The sequence below is a fragment of the Candidatus Cloacimonadota bacterium genome, from assembly GCA_019429305.1.
Lineage (GTDB): Bacteria > Cloacimonadota > Cloacimonadia > Cloacimonadales > JAJBBL01 > JAHYIR01.
This window is the reverse complement of the sequence record JAHYIR010000011.1, coordinates 1-24,239: the sequence shown is the minus strand read 5'-3', so window position 1 is coordinate 24,239 and position 24,239 is coordinate 1. Positions and strand designations below refer to the sequence as shown.

At 38.4% G+C, this 24,239-nt stretch carries 18 protein-coding genes and 1 tRNA gene; 9 read left to right on the top strand and 10 right to left on the bottom strand.

Annotated features, from left to right (window positions below):
* Positions 1-2: 2 nt before the first annotated feature.
* A complete protein-coding gene (radA, locus tag K0B81_05950; protein ID MBW6516144.1) occupies positions 3-1,349 on the top strand; it encodes a DNA repair protein RadA in 1,347 nt (448 codons plus the stop codon).
* A gap of 249 nt (positions 1,350-1,598) precedes the next feature.
* Positions 1,599-3,755, top strand: coding sequence for a heavy metal translocating P-type ATPase (locus K0B81_05945; GenBank protein MBW6516143.1), 2,157 nt, complete (start codon positions 1,599-1,601; stop codon positions 3,753-3,755).
* A gap of 242 nt (positions 3,756-3,997) precedes the next feature.
* Here the strand turns inward: K0B81_05945 and K0B81_05940 are convergent, their stop codons facing one another.
* A complete protein-coding gene (locus K0B81_05940; GenBank protein ID MBW6516142.1) occupies positions 3,998-5,248 on the bottom strand; it encodes an IS256 family transposase in 1,251 nt (416 codons plus the stop codon).
* Positions 5,249-5,894: 646 nt separating this feature from the next.
* On the opposite strand from K0B81_05940, the gene K0B81_05935 reads away from it, so the two are divergent.
* Entirely contained in the window at positions 5,895-7,355 is a 1,461-nt protein-coding gene (locus K0B81_05935) for a glycoside hydrolase family 130 protein (protein ID MBW6516141.1), read from the top strand.
* A gap of 192 nt (positions 7,356-7,547) precedes the next feature.
* On the opposite strand, the gene K0B81_05930 is transcribed toward K0B81_05935, so the two are convergent.
* From K0B81_05930 to K0B81_05910, 5 genes are all read right to left on the bottom strand, one after another.
* Positions 7,548-8,558 (bottom strand): glycosyltransferase family 4 protein, encoded by a 1,011-nt coding sequence (locus tag K0B81_05930; GenBank protein MBW6516140.1) that lies wholly within the window; start codon positions 8,556-8,558, stop codon positions 7,548-7,550.
* A gap of 9 nt (positions 8,559-8,567) precedes the next feature.
* The gene (locus K0B81_05925; protein ID MBW6516139.1) at positions 8,568-9,497 is read right to left on the bottom strand and encodes a glycoside hydrolase family 130 protein; all 930 of its coding nucleotides are present in this window, start codon (positions 9,495-9,497) and stop codon (positions 8,568-8,570) included.
* 2 nt (positions 9,498-9,499) lie between these two features.
* Positions 9,500-11,746, bottom strand: coding sequence for a glycosyltransferase family 4 protein (locus K0B81_05920; GenBank protein MBW6516138.1), 2,247 nt, complete (start codon positions 11,744-11,746; stop codon positions 9,500-9,502).
* On the bottom strand, positions 11,743-12,063 hold the full coding sequence (locus tag K0B81_05915; protein ID MBW6516137.1) for a hypothetical protein: 321 nt from the start codon (positions 12,061-12,063) through the stop codon (positions 11,743-11,745). Before K0B81_05915 ends, K0B81_05920 begins: the two co-directional genes overlap by 4 nt.
* A 215-nt stretch (positions 12,064-12,278) precedes the next feature.
* Positions 12,279-12,354: transfer RNA gene (locus K0B81_05910), tRNA-Lys, on the bottom strand.
* 333 nt (positions 12,355-12,687) lie between these two features.
* Between K0B81_05910 and K0B81_05905 the strand changes: the two genes are divergently transcribed.
* From K0B81_05905 to K0B81_05890, 4 genes are all read left to right on the top strand, one after another.
* On the top strand, positions 12,688-13,185 hold the full coding sequence (locus K0B81_05905) for a hypothetical protein (GenBank protein MBW6516136.1): 498 nt from the start codon (positions 12,688-12,690) through the stop codon (positions 13,183-13,185).
* A complete protein-coding gene (locus K0B81_05900) occupies positions 13,112-14,554 on the top strand; it encodes a T9SS type A sorting domain-containing protein (GenBank protein ID MBW6516135.1) in 1,443 nt (480 codons plus the stop codon). The genes K0B81_05905 and K0B81_05900 overlap by 74 nt, the downstream gene beginning before the upstream one ends.
* Positions 14,555-14,800: 246 nt before the next feature.
* Complete coding sequence (locus K0B81_05895) at positions 14,801-16,228, top strand: T9SS type A sorting domain-containing protein (protein ID MBW6516134.1); 1,428 nt, start codon at positions 14,801-14,803, stop codon at positions 16,226-16,228.
* 295 nt (positions 16,229-16,523) lie between these two features.
* Positions 16,524-17,954 carry a T9SS type A sorting domain-containing protein gene (locus K0B81_05890; protein ID MBW6516133.1) on the top strand — a complete coding sequence of 477 codons (1,431 nt, stop codon included), beginning with the start codon at positions 16,524-16,526 and terminating at the stop codon, positions 17,952-17,954.
* A 330-nt stretch (positions 17,955-18,284) separates the two neighbouring features.
* Here the strand turns inward: K0B81_05890 and aroF are convergent, their stop codons facing one another.
* On the bottom strand, positions 18,285-19,286 hold the full coding sequence (gene aroF, locus K0B81_05885) for a 3-deoxy-7-phosphoheptulonate synthase (protein ID MBW6516132.1): 1,002 nt from the start codon (positions 19,284-19,286) through the stop codon (positions 18,285-18,287).
* A gap of 366 nt (positions 19,287-19,652) precedes the next feature.
* On the opposite strand from aroF, the gene K0B81_05880 reads away from it, so the two are divergent.
* Together K0B81_05880 and arcC are read left to right on the top strand one after the other, a co-directional pair.
* On the top strand, positions 19,653-20,966 hold the full coding sequence (locus tag K0B81_05880; protein MBW6516131.1) for a cyclic 2,3-diphosphoglycerate synthase: 1,314 nt from the start codon (positions 19,653-19,655) through the stop codon (positions 20,964-20,966).
* A gap of 110 nt (positions 20,967-21,076) precedes the next feature.
* Positions 21,077-22,021: a carbamate kinase gene (gene arcC / locus K0B81_05875; GenBank protein MBW6516130.1), complete on the top strand. Its 945-nt coding sequence runs from the start codon at positions 21,077-21,079 to the stop codon at positions 22,019-22,021.
* 9 nt (positions 22,022-22,030) lie between these two features.
* Here arcC and K0B81_05870 read toward each other — a convergent pair whose 3' ends face one another.
* The 3 genes from K0B81_05870 to atpD all read right to left on the bottom strand — a co-directional run.
* Positions 22,031-22,495: a tetratricopeptide repeat protein gene (locus K0B81_05870; protein MBW6516129.1), complete on the bottom strand. Its 465-nt coding sequence runs from the start codon at positions 22,493-22,495 to the stop codon at positions 22,031-22,033.
* 127 nt (positions 22,496-22,622) lie between these two features.
* On the bottom strand, positions 22,623-23,030 hold the full coding sequence (gene atpC, locus K0B81_05865) for an ATP synthase F1 subunit epsilon (GenBank protein MBW6516128.1): 408 nt from the start codon (positions 23,028-23,030) through the stop codon (positions 22,623-22,625).
* Positions 23,027-24,239 (bottom strand): F0F1 ATP synthase subunit beta (gene atpD, locus K0B81_05860; protein ID MBW6516127.1); only part of this gene is annotated, 1,213 nt, incomplete at its 5' end. The genes atpC and atpD, both read right to left, overlap by 4 nt.

Sequence of the window (24,239 nt, the reverse complement as noted above, 5' to 3'; positions counted from 1 at the left end):
ATGTGATGATAACTTATTTCTGCCGGGAATGTGGTTATGAGACCACTAAATGGAGCGGTAAATGCCCGATTTGCGATACTTGGGATAGCTTCAAAGAATCTGAAAGTGTAACAGGCACAAGTAGTAAAAAGAAAAAACCTCTTGATACCAACAATAATCAGAGCGAATTACTGAAAGACATTATCTTAAGTCAGGAAGAGAGGGTTTTGACAGGAATTTCTGAGTTTGATTGTGTACTTGGTGGTGGAGTTATCAATGGGATGGTCTGTTTAATTGGTGGCGAACCGGGTATTGGAAAATCTACTTTGATGCTGCAAATTGCTGACAGGATAGGGCATTTAGGTCAAAAAGCCCTTTATGTCACTGGTGAGGAGAGTAAACAACAGATAAAATATCGAGCCGATCGGCTTGGGATAGATAACGATATGTTGCAACTCTATTGTTCAAATACTGCTGAACATATTCTGGAAGTACTGCAACGAGAAAAACCTCAAATAGCTATTATTGATTCCATACAGTCTATCGGCAGTTATGAGCAATCGGGAATTCCGGGTAGCCTAGCTCAGGTTAAAGAAGTGACAATGCTCTTAACCCAATTCGCCAAAAAGAACAATATTCCTATCTTTATCATCGGACATATTACTAAAGAGGGTTTGGTTGCAGGACCAAAAATGATCGAACACATTGTCGATACGGTTCTCTATTTCGAAGGAGATAGTAATAACCAACTGAAAATTCTTAAAGCAACCAAAAACCGTTTTGGTTCTACAAATGAAATAGGTGTTTTTGAGATGCGGGAAAATGGACTGATAGAGATTGTCAATCCATCACGCCTCTTCATACAGGAGGATCATCTCTCTGCAGGTTCAGCAATTGGATGTGTTCTGGAAGGAACAAGATCATTTCTGATAGAAGTACAGGCATTGGTAACCCCTGCGATCTATGGAAATGCTCAAAGAATCGCAATGGGAATTGATCATCGGAAACTAGCTCTATTGTTGGCTATTATCGAAAAAAAAATCGCTCTCAAAGTTCGGGAAAGAGATATTTTTGTTAATCTCGTTGGTGGATTGAAAGTTAACGATCCTGCTCTGGATCTTCCCTTTATTGCTGCTATCATATCGAGTTATGAAAATAAACAGCTACCTGCACAAACAATTTTTATCGGGGAGGTTGGTCTTAATGGAGAAGTAAGAACTGTCTCCCAAATTGATAAACGGATCAAGGAAGCCATAAAACTCGGCTATGAAAGTATTGTTGTGCCTGGCAAAAGCAAAATAGAGAGTAAAAAGAAAAAGATTACTAAGATCTCCTTTCTGGAAGAAATCTTTCCTATCCTGTTTCCATAAGATACTAAATTAAAACCCTTAGATGAGCATAGAAGAAAACCAGAAAGCAGACAAATTGTTAATATATAGGTGTAAGGGCGACTGGTGGTCGCCATGTTTCTTACGGAATGGACCGTGGAAAGAAACTATGCGGCATATTAACCTATAAAGATGCTCTATCTTAGGAAAGATGAAAAAATAAATACTTAAACCTAAGATTAGAATTATAATGTCTCTATGGTATTAAATGATAAAGAAGTTGAGGATTAGATGCAGAAATACATCTTTTTGATGAATAATCTTACATGCGCCGGTTGTGCTTCAGAAATAGAACGAGCGTTACGATCAAAGGACTGGGTAACAGGTCTTACTCTTGATTTTTTAGGCAGAGAATTAACTCTTTTTGTAAATCGCAAGTTCGAAGAACAAGAATTATTGACCTTAATTGATCAAATCATCAAAAAAATAGAACCGGAAGTAGAGACAGTTATTATTTCTCATAAAGAGAAAGAGTATCGTTTTCGTGATAGTCTGATTGCCTCATTAAAAACTGGTGAAATACTATTTAGTCTCCTTGGTTTGTTGATCTTTGTCAGTGCAATTCTTGTTCAGATACCGGCATTGAAGATCACCGGTTATTTAGTTAGTTATCTGATCATCGGTCGGGAAGTTATCAAAGGTGCCATAAGAAAACTCTGGAGTCGCTATCTCTTTAATGAACATCTCTTGATGACTATTGCTACATTAGGTGCTATTTTTATCGGCGAATATATGGAAGCAGTAGCTGTCATGCTCTTTTATCAGATAGGCAGGTATTTCGAGAGTAAGATTGTGGAATATTCCCAACATTCAATAGAACAACTGCAGAAGCTAAAGCCAGAATATGCCAATCTCATTAAGGATAATCAGACTGTTAGAGTTCTTCCCGAACAGGTGGAAGTGAATGAATTGATCATTGTCAAACCGGGTGAAAGAGTTCCCCTTGATGGTATTATTATGGAAGGGTTTTCCAATATCAACAATGCTCTTTTAACAGGAGAATCATTTCCTGAGACTGTAAAAAAAGGTACTATGATCAAAGCCGGAGCCATTAATCTGGATAGCTCTTTAACCATTAAGGTAACCAGTAAATATGACTCTTCTACGATATCTCACATTGTTGACCTCATCCGTTCTGCAAAAAGCAGAAAAGCCAAAACAGAAAGGTTTATTTCACGCTTTGCGCAGGTCTATACTCCGGTAGTCCTTGCTTTGGCTATGTTGATTGCTCTGATCCCTCCCTTTGTTCTATCAAGCGGATCCTTTACAGACTGGTTCTATCGTGCCTTAATTTTCTTAGTTATATCTTGCCCCTGTGCTCTGGTGATTTCTGTACCTTTAAGTTTTTTTGGCGGTTTGGCTGTGCTGGTTAAAAATGGTGTGCTTGTTAAAGGGGGAATTTACATAGAGAATCTGGCTAAAACGAAAACCATCGTTCTCGATAAAACAGGAACATTGACCTTAGGAAAGATTGCTGTAACAAAAATTAATCCTGTACCCGGCACAGAACAAAGAGAGCTTCTTTACAATGCATATCTGGCAGAATCTCATTCCAACCATCCAATTGCCTTGGCTGTTTTTGCTGAATTTCATCGCTTATTTTCCAACCATGATCAAGTTGATATTAACCAGGTAAACGATTATAACTTTTCAGAAGTACCTGGTCTAGGGGTGAAGGTCAGTAGCAATGATCTTTCTATTCTGGTGGGAAGATTGGGATTTCTGAAAAGTGAAGGGATTCTTATACCAAATGAAATTACTGACAATGATGATAACAAGACTATGATAGGTGTTGCAAAAAACAATATGTTTCTTGGCACTATTCATTTTGCTGATTCTCTTAGGAACAAGATCCCGGAAATGATCGATAAACTTAAAAGATGGGGTATTAAGAGAATAATTATGCTGACTGGTGACAGAGAAGATATTGCAACTGCATTAGCAACCAGTTTAGGCATCAGGGAGTATTATGCTAACTTATTGCCGGAAGATAAGTTAAGATTTATGGATACGCTCAAAAATGAAGAAAAGGGGAAAGTGCTCTTTATTGGAGACGGAATAAATGACGCTCCAGCTATGGCTTTAGCTGATACGGGCATTGCTATGGGGGGTATCGGTTCATCTGTTGCCATAGAGTCTTCTGATGTTGTTTTACAAACAGATGAAATTGAGCGATTGCCTAATATTTTAGAAATTGCCCATAAAACGCTTAACAATGCCCGGCAAAATATTGTTATTGCTTTAGGCATCAAAGGGATCTTTCTCTTACTCGGCAGCTTGGGCTTGATAACTATCTGGGGTGCCGTTTTCGCTGATGTTGGTGTTACAATCCTCGCCGTTATGAACTCACTGCGGCTCTTAAAATATAGAAGGAACTATAGATCGTAATAGTCAAATTAAACGATTGTTTTAATTAGTCAGATTCTTGATTATTCCTATCCTTTAGATAATGTATTCAATATAATTGTTTCTCTCTTGGTAAGCAGTATTCACTTGACCTCTTGTGCTATGGCTATTTTATGAGATATTAACAAAGAGGTATGAAATGAGTGTATATAATCTAGTCAAGTCCTAAATGTTGGTGTAAATTCCAACTCATTGTTCTATCTCTCACTTGAAGACCTGCGGAGCTAAGCAGAGCAGGTCTTTAACATTACCCCGGTCTCTGGTTTGACCGTTATCATCTCTAATCTATGCTCTTCTATCTTATCCAGTGGCCTGGTGAAATAGACTCTGTTACTCGTCCACTCTTCCGAATAATCCTCTAATATTGCTCCCAACAATCTTATACAACTATTCTCATCGGGAAAGATCCGGATACAACGTTCCCTGCGCCTGATCTCTCCATTCAACCTTTCAAGGATATTAGTACTCTTGATTCTGCTCCAATGTTCTGGTGGAAAAGAAAGATAAGCTGTGATCTCATGAAATGTACTATCCAGCCAATCAAGTAATCTCTCTTTCTCCTTACTCTCAACACTCCCTATCAGATTTTGCCACGCTATATCAAAAGCTCCCCTGGTCTTGGAGCCTACTACATCTTTCAATAAGGGTAAAAGCCAAACCAAATCGCTTTTTGCTACCTTATTCCCGGCATTACGCATCCAGTGAACCATACATCTCTGTCTAAGCTGGCCAGGGAAACACTCTTCTATTGATTTCACCAGACCGTCGTGCTCATCACCGATCCATAGTTCACAACGCTCCAGACCCCGACTCTTCAATGACTGCAAAAACTCTTTCCAGTTTGTCCTGCTCTCTCGATTTCCCAGATGTAAACCCAGCACATCTCGATAACCGTCAGATCTAACCCCGAGTGCTATTAGTACTGCTGTCGAGACTACTCTGTTCTCAAGTCTGATCTTAGTGTAAATTGCATCAAGCCAGATATAGGCATAATGCTTCTCCAGAACCCTATTTTTCCAGGCTTCTATTTCACTATCCATTCTGGAAGCACAACGACTAACCAAACTACGATCAATACCGCTAAGTCCCAATTCTGAAAATATCTTGTTCATCTTACGGGTTGATACCCCATTGATATAGGCTTCTGTAATGATACTGATAAGTGCTCGATCAATACGCTTGTATTGATCTAATATGGAAGGATAAAAACTTCCCCGGCGTAATTTAGGTATGCCGATCTCTACAGGTCCTAATCCGGTGGAAAGGACATTACGCCTACTACGCACTCCATCACGATGAGTAACCCGATTCTCTGATCGTTCATAAGGTCCTGCCCCTAATAGTGCACTCAATTCAGCCTCGATTATCTCTTTAATACCAAATTCCAATACTCTCAATAACTCTCCGGAATCCGTCTGTTGAATTAACTTGACGGTTTCTTCAATCCCTGTTCTTCTCTTTTTTGATTGAGCCATGATCTACTCCTTTTTGATGTTGTTCAAAACTATCAAAACAATGAGTTAGTTCGGGCTCAATCTTTTTTTCCATCTAAGTCTCCCTAATTTACACCAACCTTTGAGACACTACCTCTTTTGGAGTAGGTTCTTTTTGTTAAGTATAAATATAATATACAACATCTTTTGGATTAAACTAATCAAAATTATTGATCTACTTTAACATGCCGCTTGATGAAGGCAGAAAAATTACTATAATTGAGTAGGCTGGTTTTGAAACCAAAGAAAGAGTAATTGAAACTAAGAAAGCTCTTCGTTTAAATACCTGGTATTTAAACTCAATTTTATAGTAAACTATTGATTATAACTCACTTTTTTTATATAAGACAATTCTTTTTAACTCAAATAAGGAATTCGAATCGCTGTAAATAAAAATGGTACATCCACAGGGACTCGAACCCTATACTCGATAGTTTAGATCAAGAGATGAATTACAGACAAATGGACATTTCGAAAAGATGCATCATGGACCTAAGTGAAGGAAGTTAAATATTATTGTTTATATAAACATGGAAGGGTGGAGAATAACAAAAAACTTGACTTATAGAGAGAGATACGGGCATAAACTTTTTTTCAGTTATAGAATAGAACTGAAGGAGGAAGGATAATGCTTATTCCTGTCATCAGAAAACCTGTCAGGTTTGAACCCGACTTTCGCAGAGTAATAATTCTTTATTATGATAATGGATTTGATCGTTCTATCGCCTTGATAAAGAAAATCATCTCAATGAGCGAGCAAGAAGCAAAACAGGCTAATGAAGCCACCCTGCGCGAATATGCAAGAAGACACCGGAACTTAACCAAACAATTTATGACTAACTTTGAAAAAGCCAGTAAAATTGCGGAAAGAGCGGATATTTCTTTAGATGAACTATCTTTGGCCAAGAAGCTTTTAATCGGCTCTTTTTTTTCCAAGGAATATTCAATTGAATCAACAGCTTTTTTTAACCCGTCTATAGTGGAATCTCCTGATCAAACCGGTCTGGAAGAAGGCAGTAAAAGAGTAATTATGAGTTTTCGGGCAATGGGAGAAGGTCATCTTTCATCAATTGTTTTTCGTTCGGGAGTAATAGATAAAAACGGTGATCTCCATTTCTTGATAGCCAATAGATATATTGATGAAGCGGAGATAATCAAGCGTCATGAATACAACAAAACGCAATTCATCGAGAAATTGGAAGAGATGAAGGTATCAAAAGAGTATATATCATTAGTGATGGATAGATTAAATGATCGTTTCATTTACGGGGAGCTTTTAGGTGCTGTTGCCGAGATCTTCGAAAAAAACAACAGTTTCAGCTCAAGTAAGAAACGGGCTATAAACGAGATTGTCTGGCTGGCTGATTCTCATTATGAGATTATCTTTTCCAAAGATACAGATATATCCGAACGAGTAATATTTCCCATATCTTTCACGGAAAGGAAAGGAATAGAAGATGCCAGGTTTGTTAAATTCAGGGAGGAAGATGGTTCTACGATCTATTATGCGACATATACTGCCTATGACGGTCATACGATACTACCGAAATTGATCGAGACCAAAGATTTTTATCATTTTACGATCAGACCGTTGCATGGTAGAGGAGCACAGAACAAGAATATGGCTATATTCCCCCGTAAGATCAAAGGCAAGTATGCTATGTTGTCGAGAATTGACGGAATAAACAGCTACATTGGATTCTCAGCAAAAATAAATATATGGGATGACCCTATTCAAATACAATCCCCTGAATACTATTGGGAATATATTCAATTAGGGAATTGCGGCTCGCCAATTGAAACACCGGAAGGATGGCTGATTATTACTCATGGAGTGGGCCCAATGCGGCAATACGATTTAGGTGCCAGCTTGCTTGATTTAGAAGATCCTACAAAGGAGATCGGTCGTCTATCCGAACCGTTGTTGATTTCAAATGAAAATGAACGGGAAGGTTTGGTCCCCAATGTGGTATATTCTTGTGGAAGTTTTGTTAATGGTGATACTCTTGTCATACCTTATGGTATGTCGGATACCTATTCATCGCTGGCATATGTGGATTTGAATGAGCTGCTAAAGAGATTGAAGTAAAATCATTTTCTTCCTGCCACCCACCAAATGAAATGAGGTTTCATACTTACGGTTTTCCGGCATTATAAAGATCTAGCTAAAGCGTTGAACACTTCGCTACGTGGCTTTGCAACTACTTAGGGGGACTTTTCCGGATAGACGCAAGTCTTATCAACAGCCGGGATCCTGGAAAGTTGAGCTGATTAGTTTTAGTTATTTATTCAGGATTTGCTTATAGACTTGATAATAATCGGCTGACATCTTTTCCAGGCTAAATCTCTCTTCTGCGAAAGCACGGCATTGTCTTCTGTCTATATGGGGAATATCTCTGATTTTTTCTACTGCTTCAGAGATGTTACTTACTAGAAATCCATTAACACCGTCTATGATCAATTCCGGCATTGAACCCTTATTGAACGCTATTACCGGAGTACCGCAGAACATTGATTCTGCCACACTTAAGCCGAAAGGTTCCTGGAAATTTATGGGATGTAAAAGAGCATAGGCATTTCTCAACAAAGTATTCCGCTTTTCGGGCTCAGCACTACCGACAAAGACTATTTGCTCCTGATCTATATAGGGTTCTACCTTCTGCTTAAAGTATTCTTTATCCTGAATTATTCCGGCAATGATCAGCTTCCTTTGGGCTTGTTTTGCTATCTCAATCGCTTCGTAAGTTCCCTTATCGTGATGAATACGACCAAAGAATAGTAGATAATCTTCAGGTTTATCATGGTAAGTGAATTGTTTTTTATCTATACCATTATAAACAGTAGCAATATAGTCCAGCTCCCCGGAACGGTCTGCATTGCTGATAGAGGCATATTTGACGATGCCGTTATATCGTTTATATACAGGGATAATCTTAGGTGAGGAGAAGCCGTGAATAGTCGTCAAAATCGGAGTTTTAATCAGTCTGCTATAGGTTAAGGGTAGGAAATCGAAGTTATTGTGGATAAGGTCAAATTTATCTGCCTGCTCCATCAGAAAACTGATATGCATACACTCAGCAACTTTGGGGTCAATGTTTCTATCTTCTTCATAACCTTTAGGGCAGATATGTTGCAGCTTACCTGAGCAAAAAGAATCTGCAGTAGCAAAGAGGGTGACATCAATCCCCAGAGAGTAAGCGCCCTCGGCGATATTATAAGCAATCTGTTCCCATGGACCGTAATGAACGGGGGGTGTACGCCAGGCAATCGGTGCTAATACGGCAAGCTTCATTATATTGATTTACAAAGCAGGACGGGAACGGGTTAAACAGAGATCAACCAGATCTGATATTTTAGCTTCTCCCACACACATGACTTTGTCTGCACCACCCCAGTATATCTTAACCGAGTCGTCCTCTTCCGGAACAGCACCACAGCAAAAGACGACATTATGGACATATCCTGTGACCTCATAGATCTCTTCTGGTTGTAAGATCCATTCATCAGCCACACCAATTACCTTTGCCGGATCTTCCAAACTGTGCAGAGCAACCCCTAACCGATAGACTCCTCCGTCCATAGTAGAGAAAACTCCATGATAAATATGTAACCAACCTTTTTCAGTCTTGAAAGGCGGTGCTCCCGGTCCAATTTTCATCTCGTCCCAATGGTAAGGTAGAGGCTTCATAATCAGCCTGCTCTCTCCCCAATGTATCAAATCGGGGGAATAAGATATCCAGATTGACCAGGGGCATATACCGGAATGCGGACGGTCCAATCGGGCATATAAACCGTTAAATTTCTCAGGAAATATTACGACATTGCGGCAATCAGCTTGGGTAATCAATGCTAAACGTTTTATCTTAACAAAATCACTTGTTTGAGCCAAACCAATACGCACTCCATAGCGGGAATAGGCACTATAGGTAATGAGATACTCATCATCTATGAATGTAATACGAGGATCTTCTACACCGTATTCTTCGTATTCGGCAAAATACCCTTGAGAAGCAGGTACCATGAAATGTTCAGGGTCTGCTCTGAACTTAAAGCCGTCATCACTGCGGGCTATACCAAGAACGGAGCGTCCGTTATGTCTATGGGCTCTAAATAGCATGATATATTGATTGTTGTATTTGACAACGGCAGCATTATGAACAGTAGCCACAGGATAAGGGATATCATTCTTTGTAAGAATGGGGTTTCCATTATTTCGCTTGATAATGTTCATGATCACTCGTTTGCCTTGGGCCTATGTTCAAATTCAATAGCTTTTAAGACAGTCAGATGCGAAACAAGATAAGCAATTGTGCTTTCGGCACCTTGGTTTAAATTCAAGCCGTGAGACTCAAGTCCGTCAAAACAACTATTTGTTTCGTAATCATAAATGGGCAAGCGTAGAGAATTTTCTCCTAAATACCACAAGTGAGCAAAAAACATTTTTTCCAGATACTCTTTATCTTTTGTGGAGAGATATACTTGATGATAAAGGAGAACAAAAGCCATGACATCTATTGATTGCTGACCATAAAGTGGATATTTACCTCCTCTTCTGAACCAGCCATCATTTCCGACAGGTGTCAGATAACCATGTTGCAGGGTGTAAGATTCCAAAAACTTCATAGATTCCTGAGCAACCTTAAGCGTTTTTTCGTCAGCGGTTATCCTGGCAGAATGGAATAAAGCAAGTGGGAGAATTCCGTTATCATAGGTTATAACATCCTCAAACCATTTCCAATCTTCTGTAGATTTTTTTTCATAAAACTCCAACAGTTTCGTGGTTAATTGATCCAATATATTGAGCATTTCCTGATCATCCGGATATTGATTCAGATAGTAACAAACTCCGATCATTGTATTGGCTATTCCCCGCTGATATTTCAGAGTGATAAAATTTGGTTTGGCTTTCCTGAAAATATCCTGGGCGAAATGCCTGTAGGAATTGTTTGGTGAACAGTCTATCAGATAACCTAAAGCCCACATAGCACGTCCGAATGAATCTTCGGAACCTTTATCATCCAGATATTGACGATTAAAAGACAGGAAGTTCCTGAAAGTACCATCATCGTTTTGCATATAATGGATAAAACTAAGATATATCAATATTAATTCCTGTGTGATAGGATTAAGCTTCACTTGATGTACCATAACCGCTAAAATCAAAGCACGGGCATTATCATCAAGACAATAACCTTCTCTTAAATTTGGCACACCATACAGAGAATGTTGAAGTATTCCAGTATCGTCTGTCATACGTTTGATATGTTGTAAACTGAACTCGGGTAGCAAGTTGGGCTCTATGATAAACTTTTCTATCTCTTTCTTTATAAAAGAACGTTGGATTTTTTTCACTAATTTGAGATATTGATTACCTACAAGCGACCAACTTAACTTTCTGCCGTAATTATAAGTTTTTTGTCTCAGTTTTTGAAGTTGTTCGGGACTATTGAAAAGGTCTATTAGGATATCCGCCAATTGATCTGATTTTTTGAAATCGAACAGAATACCCCTTCCTTCTGCTAAAAGTTCCTGAGCATGCCAATAGGGAGTGGAAACAATAGCTGTCCCGGCTCCGACAGCATAAGAAAGAGTACCGCTGGTAATTTGTTCTTCATTATGATAAGGTGTTACATAGGCATCTGCAGCAGTAAGATATTCAAAGAGAGTCTGCTCATCCAGAAATTGCCTCTGTAGGGAGACATTATTCCCGAGATCATGTTCCCTGATCAATTGGATCAGATAATTGCGATACTCTTCACCCTGATCCTTTAAGACATTAGGATGCGTATTACCGACTACTAAATATAGTAGTTCAGGATGTTTTTCCACTACTTTAGGAAGTGCTTTTATTACTGTTTCAATACCTTTGTTACGGCTGATTAATCCGAAAGTGAAGAGAACTTTACGACCTTTAAACTTTAATTTCTTTCTGATAATATCAGTGGGCGGTATTACATAAACCGGGACGCCATGTGGTATTAAGAGCAATTTCTCTTCTTTTATGCCATATACGGATTGCAACAATTCTATGGCTTTATTGCTCATAACAATAACCTTTGATGCTTTTTCGGATATCTGCTGAACAATTGATTTTTGTGTGGTACTGGGATCTTTAAGAATAGTATGAAAAGTCACCATCAGCGGTACTTCCAGTCTACGTATCAATGGCAAGATGTAAACACCCATTTCACCACCGAAGATTCCAAATTCGTGTTGTAGTATACACAATTCGGTTTTGTTATAATTAATGAACTCTGCTGCTTCGACATAATCGCGTTGATGACCCTGTCTCACAGAATATTTAACCTCGGGAGGGTAATCATAAACATTATCATAGTCATTTATAGCGACTACTAAAGAATGATCGGTTGGGTTATCACTGTCAATATTCTTGCCGATTGCCATCAGCAAATTGTTAGTGAAGGTTCCGATCCCACATTGCCGCGGCGGATAAGTCCCAATATATGCAATCTTTCTCATAATTCTACTCTGCTTGGCGTATTTGCCTTTCTTTTATTAAATTTTACTAAATCTGCAACAGCTTTGCCCCAGTCAGAATGATTATCAACTGGTTTACCCTCTTGAAGATCATACTTTTCTGTATCTCTTAAAGAACATAAAGGAGAAGACTGAAAAGCATGATGTAAATCTCGATAATAGTTTAGATCATTTTCATAGCCGGGTTCCTGTACGGCTTCTGTTAACTGCTCTTCAAAGATTGCAGCACCGTGATATTTCTCCTTATCTTCCATAAAGGAGATTCCTTTTTCTTTTCTGTTAAAGGAGGAATATTTCATATCTATACTCGCATCTGTTTTTTCAATTCTTCAGAGAATGTTAGTAATGTCAATGAAGAAGTTTTTCTTTGGATCGGTTAGTTAAATCACAGCAAGAACAAATCAAAGGAGGTCATTCTTTGCTAAGAACCAAAGAGAGATCCGATAACGTTTCTCCAATAACTTAAAAACAGTTCACAAAGCAATCTTAGAGCTTGAAAGCCTGCATACAAAAATGGTACACCCGTAGGGACTCGAACCCTAGACCCGCTGATTAAGAGTCAGCTGCTCTACCAACTGAGCTACGGATGCACCTGATTGTGCACAAACATCTTCGTGACCCTAATTCTGTCAATTGAAAAGATTTTCAGGAAGAAATCTCAATTTCGATAAAAATAATCGAATTTTGAATATCGCTCAGAGCCGATACCCAATGAGCTTATCCACAAATTATCCCCACCGTAGTAATGATTCGTAATATATTGCAAGACAACGCTTTATGATAAAAAATTGTCAATCATTTAGTAATAAATATAAAAAATATCTAAACAAAAAGACAATTATTACTTGACATTTAGGTTAGTATTGAACATTTAGTAATCGTATATCTATCTAACTTAAATAGATAGCATATTTAGAGATAAGATGAAGAGTTTAAGAGAGATTATTTTAGGAGGTAAATTGAAAGGATTCGATACACACGCAAGGTTTATCGGTCTTCTTTGCATCCTACTATCTCTGATCTTTTCCATCTTATTAATACACAATTCTCATATTGCACCGATAAAAGAATTTTTGGGTGGTGCCGGTTTTATATTTGGAAGTAACTTTCGTTTCTCTATTGAGTTTTTAGGTATATTAGTGATTTTTTTCTTGAGTCCTTTTTATATTTTGGTCGATTTTCCCAAGACTACAGCAAGTTTTTATCTATTCACAGTTTCAAAGAAAACAGAGTTTTTCAATGAGATTGAACCAGCTTACAATGTAACTTGCAATCAAAGATTGTTGAACATGTCAATCAGAGGAAAAATCACAAAAACCTATTTTTTACAAGAAAAGAAGAGGACTCATGAGACGAAAGTTAATTCTGATAATATTCCTAACTATAGTTTTTTCAGGAATACTTACCTTTTTACAGGGTAATCAGGCAGAAATTTATTCTAGTTCAGATATATCTTTCAATATAAGCGGATACCTTCTCAATGAAGGTTTTGAGGGAGCGCAATTTCCTCCACTTGGATGGGACAGGACCCACACAAGCTGGGATAGAACAACCAGCAGACCATGGGTAATTAGTGGAACTGCCTCAGCAGCAAACAGCGGATCTCAAGATCAGAACGAACGTCGACTCAGAACACCTCTGTTAACTTTATCCGGTAATACATTAACACCCTTTTTATACTTCAATGCTATGTATGGAAGTATCGGCTATGTAGAAGCAATAACAATACAGTACTCAGAAGATGATATTGTGTGGGTTGATCTTGAAACATTTCCATTATCAGATGTTGCTCAAACTTTCACACAATCTCTTGCCGGATTGAATGGCAACTATTATTTAGGTTTTCTCACTACCGGTGCCAGTACTGGGGGTAGAAAGGTTTTTGTTATAGATGATGTACAAATACCGATTTTATCTGAGTACCTACTAACAGTAGATATAGCAGAGGGTCAGGGAACCGTCAGTATAAATGGAATAATACCTGATGAATTCCCTCATTCTGAGTTAGTTATTGAAAACACACAGATCATCTTAAATGCTATTCCCGAAGATGGTTGGATTTTTGCCAGATGGATAGTTAATGGAATGGAATATTATTTAGATCAAGAAATAGATCTTATTATGAACGATGAAATAACTGCTACTGTATATTTCATATTAGAACCAGCCCAACCTGTTGAATTGACCTCCTTTACAGCAGCTTTTCTGGCTGAAAATTATGTTCAATTGCGTTGGGTTACAGAGACAGAGACGAATTTCCTTGGTTATAATGTCTTGCGCAGTATGGACAATAAGCTAGAAAATGCTTCCAGAGTAAATTTATTCATAATTAACGGTACTGGTGGTAGTAGCCAATCACAAATATATACTTTCATAGATGATTTCGTAGAATTCAATACAACTTATTACTATTGGTTGGAGGCAATTGATCTAGACCTTACTACTAATTACCATGGTCCAGTTTCTGTTGTTACAGTTTTAGAGGATACAGAGATCCCTCCTGAACCGGAGAAGATCACAAAATTGATCGGTGCTTATCCCAATCCCTTTAATCCGGGAACTAATATCCGTTTTGAATTGTGTCAACCAACATCAGTTACATTAACCATCTACAATCTTCTGGGACAGAGAGTAAGAGAGATTACCCAGACATTTAATGAAGGTAAGAATAGCATATATTGGGATGGCCATGACGCCACTGGTAAGGCATGTCTATCAGGTATCTATCTCTATAGTATTAGTACAGAATCCGATTTCATCGATTATAACAAGATGATCATGATGAAGTGATCATCATATATAAATAACATGAGCTAAGAACAGATATTTCGGGCTAATTCTTAACTCTGACCATCAACATTTTTTATCTTCAACGATCATTAGATAGGTACTCTAACTCTATGTGATTAAAGGATTAAAAAGAGTTTGGAATGAAGTAAAGATAAACGTGATTCATTATTATAGAAGGTTTAAAGATGAGTAAAAATTTAAAATGGCTGGTAATGGTTAATAATTTAAGACTCTTATGGAGGTAAGATGAAAAAGATGAATTTTCTAATCGGACTAATTGTTGCTTTGATGTTTGCAGGATCTATGTTTGCATTTTCACCGGATGAAATCCTTGGTTTGCAGATCTGGCTTGATGCTAATGATTTAGAAGGTACACTAAATGATGGTGATCCTGTTGGTACTTGGTATAATAAAGGTGAGCATGTTAATGATGCAGTTCAAGGAACAGAAGCTAATAGACCAATTTTTTATACTGATGTAGGTTTCCCTGTCGTCAGATTTGACGGCACTAATGATTTTTTGAATATTGATTCTGATTCCGCGTTAGACATGACTGCTTTTTCAATTATAGCTGTATTAAAGGTTAATGATGTTGGCAGTAACATACAAGTCATTACTTCAAAAGAAGGTACCGGAGCAAATCCTTGGAATGATCGTAATTGGTGGTTATCAGTAAATGGTAATCCTGCAACATCAGGAGCACCTGCACATCGACTTTGGTTTAGAACATCTTCCGGAGGAGCTCAAGCTAATGGAGTGAACTTATATTCTCAGGAAGCAAAGGCCGATAGTCAATTCTTTATTGCGATGGTAACTTTTGATACCGGTGTGGAAGCAACACTCTTCGTCGATAATAATCCAGATATGACCACTACCACTGTCAATACCCCTGACACAGGTCAACCTTTAATTAGAATTGGTTCTCAAGGTAATATAGCAAGATTTCTAAACGGTGACATTGCTGAGTTTCTTATCTATGATAGTGCTTTAGATGGTCAAGATAGAGATGAACTTTATGGTTATTTATATATGAAGTATTTTGAGTCAGCACAACCTGTAGAACTCTCTGCTTTCACAGCTACGGTCATTGCTAACAATTACGTGCAATTAAGCTGGACAACGGAGACCGAAACTAATCTGCTTGGTTATAATGTACATCGCAGCAGAGAAAATGATCTATCAACTGCTTATAAGATCAATCTGCTTCTGATCGATGGTGCCGGTAACAGTAGTCAACAGCAGATATATACCTTTATCGATGAAGATGTTGAAATGAGTACCCTCTATTATTATTGGCTGGAAGCGATCGATCTCGATATAACAACGAGTTTCCACGGACCGATCTCCATTCAGACATGGTACGGTGAAGATCCGGAAACCCCCCCAGACACTGATTATCAAACAAGATTGATCGGTGCCTATCCAAATCCTTTCAATCCGGGTACAAATATCCGTTTTGAACTGGATAGACCGGCAACAATAAATGTCCTGATCTACAACATCCTGGGACAGCTAGTAAGAAGTATATCAGAAAGTTTTGAAGCAGGAGAAAGTACTATATACTGGGATGGGCAAGACAATAATGGTAATCCTTGTCAATCAGGAGTCTTTTTTTACCGTTTTATCGCTTCCATTGGTTATCAACAATATGATAAGATGATACTCTTGAAATAAAAACTTAGATACTCTTTTAAAATATTTAAAGGCAGACCTGATCAGGTCTGCCTTTTTTTAATCCTCAACATTATCTTAATCATGTAGCTGTAACTTCTTGTTTATCAATCAATAAAGACAACTTCTTTAAACTACTGCCCTATGTTAGATTTTGTATTCCTATCAACAGAAACCAGATATAGCTTGACATATATATCTACTTATAACATATAGTATTAAGAGGATTAGTAAAATAATGTCAAATTTTAAATAAGCTCTATAATAATCTGTTAAATTGAATCTTAAGGAGGTTTATATGAAAAGGAGAATTTTGTTCCTTACTCTTGTTGCTGCTTTTTTCTTTACTCTGTCTTTATCTGCAGGACCTGCAGGAATAACTGATGGATTAGTTCTCTGGCTTGATGCTTCTGAAATAACGGAATATAATGAGAATGATCCTGTTAATAACTGGTCTGATCAGAGCGGTAACAACAATGATGCTGAGCAAACTGAGCTGGACAGTATGCCCATTTATCTAGTGGACGAAGTGTATGATTTTGCGTTTTTAAGATTCGATGGTTTTGATGATTATCTTAGAATAAACAGTGATATATTAACATCTAATCATGAAATTACTATCATCAGTGTAGTCAATCAAGCGAATACATCTTTAGATGCCAGATGGATCAATGCCAGAGCATGGCAGTCATCTAATAGCCAGTATTGGCCTAATTGGTCAATGCAGTCGACAGTAGGATCAGCGATCAGATTTTTTCTCTTCACCGGTATGGATAACACGCCGCATGGAATAGAGGGAACGACAAATATCAATAATGATCAGTTTTTCATAACGACAGCACGTTTCTATCCCTCTCTCTGGGATTTGCATCTAGACGGTGAATTACAAGTATCTACAACAAAATCCGGTACTATAGGGGATGGAACCTTTAGGGTAACTGAGTCTATCGATATAGGACTTTATTCTCTGTCGGCTTCTGATACTTATTGGGGTGGTGATATAGCTGAGATAATAGTTTATAACAGAGCTTTAAGTGATGGCGAAAGATCATTGATCGAAGGTGAACTTTATACTAAGTACTTTGAAGAACCAGATGAACCATCTCAACCAGTTGAACTCTCATCTTTCACAGCGACGATCATCGCTAACAATTATGTGCAATTACGCTGGACAACGGAGACAGAAACAAATCTGCTCGGCTATAATGTACATCGCAGCAGAGAAAATGATCTGGCAACTGCCACAAAGGTCAATCTTCTTATAATTGATGGTAACGGTAACAGTAGTCAGCAGCAGATCTACACCTTTATCGATGAAGGTGTAGCAATGAATACCCTTTATTATTATTGGTTAGAAGCAATAGATCTCGATATAACAACAAACATTCATGGACCGATCTCTATTATGACTTTTTATGAAGAAGATCAGGGAAATCCGCCAGAGTTAGAATATGTTACCAAACTCATCGGTTCCTATCCTAATCCTTTTAATCCGGGGACGAATATCCGATTTGAGTTGGAAAGAGCGGCTTCAGTGTCCGTGATTATTTATAACATCTTAGGACAGCAGATCCGAGCTTTATCGGAGAGTTTTGAGGCGGGAGATAATACTCTGTATTGGGACGGCAAAGATGATAATGGCAATCCTTCTCAATCGGGTATCTTCTTTTATCGCTTCTCAGCATCGATAGGATATGAACAGTACGATAAGATGATCTTGTTAAAATAGAACCAGCCTTAATCTCTATATATACGAAAAAGGCAGATCCTCGGATCTGCCTTTTTTTATTGATACTAAAACGGCTTGCAATATCTCAAGAAAACTCTGCAAGAGTTTTGAAGCGGACCAAGCATTGACTCTCATCAGCATTAAGAGATTGCTGTTGTCAACCTGAGTGGCACTTGGGAACAACTCATGCTTTTCTTGCCAAGAGCTGTATCGAAAGGTAATTTAAAAATGAAAGTTATGTCAATTTCTTAATATTTTGGTGCAGAACACTCAGGATGACATTAGTGGACATAAAATAAATATAACCTATTGATTAATATGAAGTAAGGATCAATTAATCACTTTGTTCCAGAGATTAATAATAGGAGACAAATTATCCTTAATTTCCTTCAGGTTTTCTATGCTTATCGTCTGTTGAGCATCACAAAGAGCTTTTTCCGGTGAGTAGTGACATTCAACTAAAAGACCATCAGCACCGGCAGCAGCAGTAGCCCAACTTAACGGTTTAACGAGTTCTTTGATTCCTGAACTGTGAGAGGGATCGACTATTACGGGATAAGGGGTCATAGATTGTATTATCGGAACAGCAGATAAATCAAGAGTATTACGAGTATAATTTTCGAAGGTTCTGATCCCTCTTTCACAGAGGATGATATTTTCATTACCTGCTTTTGAAATATATTCGGCAGCGAGAATCCATTCTTTTATCGTGTTTGCCATTCCTCTCTTTAAGATAACCAGCTGGTCTGTTTCACCTATAGCTGTCAGCAGGCGGTAATTTTGCATATTTCTCGTACCAACGATCAATATATCAATGTATTCACTCATCATTTTCAGATCATCAATCGAAGTGATCTCAGAAACTGAGACCATATCCAGTTCATCACAGACCTCTTTCATATAACGGAGAGCTTCTTTACCCAAACCCTGATAGGAATAGGGTGAAGAACGTAGTTTATAGGCACCACCCCGCAAAAAATATACTCCAAGTGATCTTAGTTTTTGAGCGGTTTGTCGCAGGTCTTCTCTATTATCGATTGTGCAAGGACCGGCAATAATGGTAAAATTATTCCTACTGATAATATGACTCTTTATTTTGATTTCTTTCGTCGGTTTCGTTTGTTTTTGCAGAAGTTTCTCTTCAAGAATTCTTTCAACAAAATGATATTGTTTAAGCTGATCTTGAATAGATCTTTCCAGAGAATATTGTAGAGCAATATAGCTATTTTCCGGATCATTCCAAACAGTGTATTCTGCTTTAAGTCCATTCAGATAATGCGTTAATTTCTCTAAATCTTCAGTCGTTGTTCCCTTCTTTATTACTATGAGCATAGATACTCCTCATGATTTTCGATTGCAATATCATCTGTAAAGCAAGTTTAAATGTCAATGAAAGAATGGCAGATGAATTAAAACAGGTAATCCAATATCTATCATTAAGATACCTATAGGGAAGTATATAGTCGGATATATCCGACTATATACTTCCCTATAGGTTGACCATAGTTTAGACAAGCTATAGATATCCTTTAGGGATTAAATATTTTTGAGTAATACTTCACTTGCAACAGACGAACTTCTATTAAAGAGATAGGAATAGGTCAGGGTTATTTTAGGATAAGAAAACGCTTGACTTTTAGGGCTATTAAAAAGGATTTGGCATAGCATATCAAAATTAAAGTATATAGGAGGAAACGAATGAAGAGAAGAGTTTTAATAATGGGAGCGGCAGGTCGCGACTTTCATAATTTTAATGTCTATTTTAGAGACAATGAAGATTATGAAGTGATCGCTTTCACAGCGACTCAAATACCTGATATCGATGATAAGTTATATCCAGCAGCTTTGGCAGGTAAATTATACCCCGAAGGCATTCCCATTTATTCGGAAGACGAGTTAAAAGACCTGATTATCAAGCACAATGTAGATCTGGTAGTTTTTGCCTACAGTGATGTACCTCACGAATACGTTATGCATAAGGCATCTTTGGTTAATGCAATAGGAGCCGATTTTATGCTTTTAGGGGCAAAGAACACTTCCATTAAGACCAACAAACCTCTGATTTCAATCTGTGCAGTCAGAACTGGTTGTGGAAAAAGTCAGACAACCAGAGCGGTCATTAAAGCTTTACAGGCAAAAGGGAGAAAAGTTGTTTCTATCCGCCATCCAATGCCTTATGGTGATCTTTTAGCCCAAAAAGTTCAGCGTTTTGCATCTTTAGAGGATCTAAAGAAACATAATTGTACGATCGAAGAGATGGAAGAATACGAACCTCATATCGCCATGGGTAGTGTTATTTATGCCGGTGTTGATTATGAAGCGATCTTGAGAGAAGCTGAGCAAGAAGCTGATGTCATCATCTGGGACGGCGGAAATAATGATATCTCTTTTTATTGTTCCGACAAACAAATCCATATAGTAGTAGTAGATCCGCATCGTCCGGGGCATGAGTTAGCTTACTATCCTGGAGAAACAAATATGCATCTGGCAGATGTTATTGTCATTAATAAAATCGATACTAGTGATTTTGATGCTATTATGGAAGTGAGAGATAATATCCAGGCAGTAAATCCTGATGCGATAGTAATTGATGGTGCATCACCGTTAACTGTTGATAAACCGGAAATGATCAAAGGTAAGAGAGTACTCGTAGTAGAAGATGGACCGACTCTTACCCACGGTGAGATGGAATTTGGTGCCGGTGTAGTAGCAGCTCAGAAATTTGGTGCCGGAGAACTGGTTGATCCTCGTCCTTTCGCTGTTGATACGATTAAGGATACTTATGAGAAATATCCGGATATTGGAATTCTCTTACCGGCAATGGGATATGGCGAGAAACAGATGAAAGATCTGGAAGATACCATCAATGCTACCGATTGTGATGTCGTTATAATAGCTACTCCAATAGATCTAACGAGAATAATTACTATCAACAAACCGGTAGTGCGTATCCAGTATGAATTACAAGAGATAGGTAAACCGGACTTATCGGATGTTTTGAAGGACTTCTAACTTAATATCAAATAATAAGTTATAATAAACAACAAGGAGGCTGATAATCATGCAGTCTCCTTGGTTTTTCTGAGAAAGATCTTGCAGGAAAATTAGCAGAGGAGGAGACAATGCAAAAAAAGGCGGTCTTGGCTTTAGGTGGCAATGCGATCTTAAAAGCAGGTCAGAAAGGAACAGTAGAAGAGCAGAAAATAAATACATATGAGAGTATGAAAGGTATAGTAAAGCTGATTAGAGAGGGTTATCATCTGGCAATAACTCATGGTAATGGTCCCCAAGTCGGTAACATGCTCATTCAGCAACAAGCTGGCATCAATATGAATATAGCCCCTCTTCCTTTGATGTTTCTCAACGCAGCTACAGAAGGGACAATGGGTTATATGATAGAGGAATGTCTGGAGAATGGTTTAGCGAAGGAGAATCTGGATGTTAAAGTGCTAACGGTTGTTACAAGAGTTCAGGTGGATAAGAATGATCCGAATTTTCAGAATCCCTCGAAACCTGTAGGACCTTTCTATAACAAGGAAACTGCAGACAAATTAAAGAGCGAATATGGCTGGCACATAGTTGAAGATGCCGGCAGAGGATACCGTCAAGTTGTTCCTTCTCCCATCCCAATCGATATTCCATTAGCCAGCACTATCAAAGAACTTGTTGAAGAGGGTGTTATTGTCATTGCTTGTGGTGGTGGCGGAATACCTTTTATAATTAATGATGATGGTAAGCTGGAAGGGATTGATGCAGTAATTGACAAGGATTTTGCTTCAGCACTCCTCGCTGAAGAGATCGAAGCCGATCTGCTCGTGATCTTGACTGGTGTTGATAAAGTATCTATCAACTTTGGTAAAGCGGATCAACAAGATCTTGATGTTTTAACTTTGGCAGAAGCGGAAAAGTATTTAGCTGAAGGTCAGTTCCCTCCCGGTAGTATGGGACCAAAGATAAGAGCAGCTGTCAACTTCATTAAGAAAGGTGGAAAAGAAGTTGTTATTACATCAGTAGAAAGAGTAGTAGATGCTCTGCATGGAGAGACGGGAACGATTATAAAAGCTTAAAGATATTTATCAATATTGAACATCTCGGTGTTGAATATTATCATACATTGCCCGCAGGATATCCCTCGAGGGTAAATGACCCATATCTGCTGCCTTTCGGAAGTAATAGAGAGCATTATTGTGATTACTGCCCTCTCTGTATTCGACTCTACCATGACGATCTGCTCTGCCACTTATTGCTGACTGATCTGGATTCTCCAGTGAATGCATAGCACCATAAACCAAACCGATCTTATAGTAGATTACAGGATTTTCTGGTTCTAACTCTGAGGCAGAAAGATAATTAGCAATTGCCTGATTATATTCCCCTACATCAAAATATGTGTCACCAATAGCCAGATAATCAAATACAGAAGGTTGGGAACTTTTTGATCTGAATAAAGCACAGCCGTTTAACATCATGATTGCGATACTAAGTACAACTGCAAATATTGGTGTAATTTTCCTGTCTATTCTTACCATATATGACCTCATTGTCTTTACTAGACTTAATCTTCTCTTCTAGGGATAACCTCTAAACATTCACATTATTACAATCACAATGAATTCAGAAATGTCAAGATAAAGTAGTAATTAGAAAGTAGACAGGAAAAAAAATTTGTTAATGATCGGAAATACTTTGAATGCGGGCAAGTGCTCTCTTGAGAGACAATTCAGCTCTTCTATAGTCAATTTCCGCATCTGTAGCAGCCATTCTATCTTCAGCTCTTTTTCTGGCTTTTTCAGCTCTGTTTTTATCTATCTCTTGGTATAGTTCTATCACCTCACAAACTATACGGACAGTATTCTTTTCAATGGTCACAAAGCCGTCATGAATAGCGAAAACATCTTTATTTATCTTTTTGTCTTTATAATATACTATTAAAGTTCCCGGACGGATTTTGGTCATAAAGGGTGTATGCTCCGGAGAAACTCCAAAGTCACCGGCAATTCCGGGAATGATGACGTGTTCACACTCTGTATCAATGATCGTTCTTGTCGGTTGGATGATCTTCAAGTGGAGACTCATTTTTTGATCTTCCTCGCCTTTTCTTCTGCTTGTTCGATGGTTCCGACATAGAGAAATGCCTGTTCAGGCCAGTCATCACAATCACCGTCTAATATTGCTTTAAACCCGGCTATGGTATCCTTTAGAGGTACATACTGCCCGGGCACATTAGTAAACTCTTCAGCAACGAAGAAGGGTTGCGAGAAGAAGCGTTCAAGTTTTCGTGCTCTGCTAACAGTTAATTTATCTTCATCAGAGAGTTCATCCATACCGAGAATAGAGATAATATCCTGTAAGTCCTTATATTTCTGAATCACTCTTTGGGTCTCTCTGGTGACTCGGTAATGTTCTTCACCGACTACTTTAGGATCAAGGATACGGCTGGTTGACTGTAAGGGATCGACGGCAGGGTAAATACCTAACTCAACAATTCTTCTGGAGAGGAAGGTCGAGGCATCAAGGTGGCTGAAAGTAGTGGCGGGAGCTGGGTCTGTGAAGTCGTCAGCCGGAACATAAATTGCCTGAACTGAGGTAATAGAGCCGTGATTAGTGGAGGTAATTCTCTCCTGCAGAGCTCCCATTTCAGTAGCCAAAGTCGGTTGATAACCAACGGCAGAAGGCATTCTTCCGAGTAGTGCAGATACTTCAGAACCTGCCTGTGTGAAACGGAAAATATTATCGATAAAGAGGAGTACATCTTTTCGGGAAACGTCACGAAAGTACTCGGCAACAGTCAAACCGGTTAATCCGACACGTAAACGTGCTCCCGGAGGTTCATTCATCTGTCCGAAGATGAGAGCAGTGTTTTTTAAAACCCCGGATGCCTTCATTTCTAACCAGAGATCGTTTCCTTCTCTAGTTCTTTCTCCGACTCCGGAAAAGACAGAGAAACCACCGTGTTCAGTGGCTACATTACGAATAAGCTCTTGAATTAGGACGGTCTTACCAACACCTGCGCCTCCAAAAAGACCCGTCTTACCACCTTTCAGATAGGGCTCGATAAGATCTATTACCTTAATACCTGTTTCTAAAATCTCTTCTTCTGTTGATAGATCTTCAAATAGCGGGGTTGGTCGATGAATTGGAAAACGTTCTTTACTTTCGATCGGACCCTGTTCATCTATGGGGTCACCGGTAACATTGATAATTCGACCTAATACCTCTTCCCCAACAGGAATAGTTATTGGCTCTCCTGTATCTTGGACTGCTGTACCACGAACTAACCCATCA

What these genes read in the sequence shown, in the direction of transcription:
- K0B81_05915 (MBW6516137.1), bottom strand. Translation starts at nt 12,063, where the DNA reads ATGAAATATTCCTCCTTTAACAGAAAAGAAAAAGGAATCTCCTTTATG.
- K0B81_05890 (MBW6516133.1), top strand. Translation starts at nt 16,524, where the DNA reads ATGAAAAGGAGAATTTTGTTCCTTACTCTTGTTGCTGCTTTTTTCTTT.
- K0B81_05905 (MBW6516136.1), top strand. Translation starts at nt 12,688, where the DNA reads ATGAAGAGTTTAAGAGAGATTATTTTAGGAGGTAAATTGAAAGGATTC.
- K0B81_05935 (MBW6516141.1), top strand. Translation starts at nt 5,895, where the DNA reads ATGCTTATTCCTGTCATCAGAAAACCTGTCAGGTTTGAACCCGACTTT.
- K0B81_05940 (MBW6516142.1), bottom strand. Translation starts at nt 5,248, where the DNA reads ATGGCTCAATCAAAAAAGAGAAGAACAGGGATTGAAGAAACCGTCAAG.
- K0B81_05920 (MBW6516138.1), bottom strand. Translation starts at nt 11,746, where the DNA reads ATGAGAAAGATTGCATATATTGGGACTTATCCGCCGCGGCAATGTGGG.
- K0B81_05925 (MBW6516139.1), bottom strand. Translation starts at nt 9,497, where the DNA reads ATGAACATTATCAAGCGAAATAATGGAAACCCCATTCTTACAAAGAAT.
- K0B81_05870 (MBW6516129.1), bottom strand. Translation starts at nt 22,495, where the DNA reads ATGAGGTCATATATGGTAAGAATAGACAGGAAAATTACACCAATATTT.
- arcC (MBW6516130.1), top strand. Translation starts at nt 21,077, where the DNA reads ATGCAAAAAAAGGCGGTCTTGGCTTTAGGTGGCAATGCGATCTTAAAA.
- K0B81_05930 (MBW6516140.1), bottom strand. Translation starts at nt 8,558, where the DNA reads ATGAAGCTTGCCGTATTAGCACCGATTGCCTGGCGTACACCCCCCGTT.
- K0B81_05945 (MBW6516143.1), top strand. Translation starts at nt 1,599, where the DNA reads ATGCAGAAATACATCTTTTTGATGAATAATCTTACATGCGCCGGTTGT.
- K0B81_05895 (MBW6516134.1), top strand. Translation starts at nt 14,801, where the DNA reads ATGAAAAAGATGAATTTTCTAATCGGACTAATTGTTGCTTTGATGTTT.
- K0B81_05900 (MBW6516135.1), top strand. Translation starts at nt 13,112, where the DNA reads ATGAGACGAAAGTTAATTCTGATAATATTCCTAACTATAGTTTTTTCA.
- K0B81_05880 (MBW6516131.1), top strand. Translation starts at nt 19,653, where the DNA reads ATGAAGAGAAGAGTTTTAATAATGGGAGCGGCAGGTCGCGACTTTCAT.
- atpC (MBW6516128.1), bottom strand. Translation starts at nt 23,030, where the DNA reads ATGAGTCTCCACTTGAAGATCATCCAACCGACAAGAACGATCATTGAT.
- aroF (MBW6516132.1), bottom strand. Translation starts at nt 19,286, where the DNA reads ATGCTCATAGTAATAAAGAAGGGAACAACGACTGAAGATTTAGAGAAA.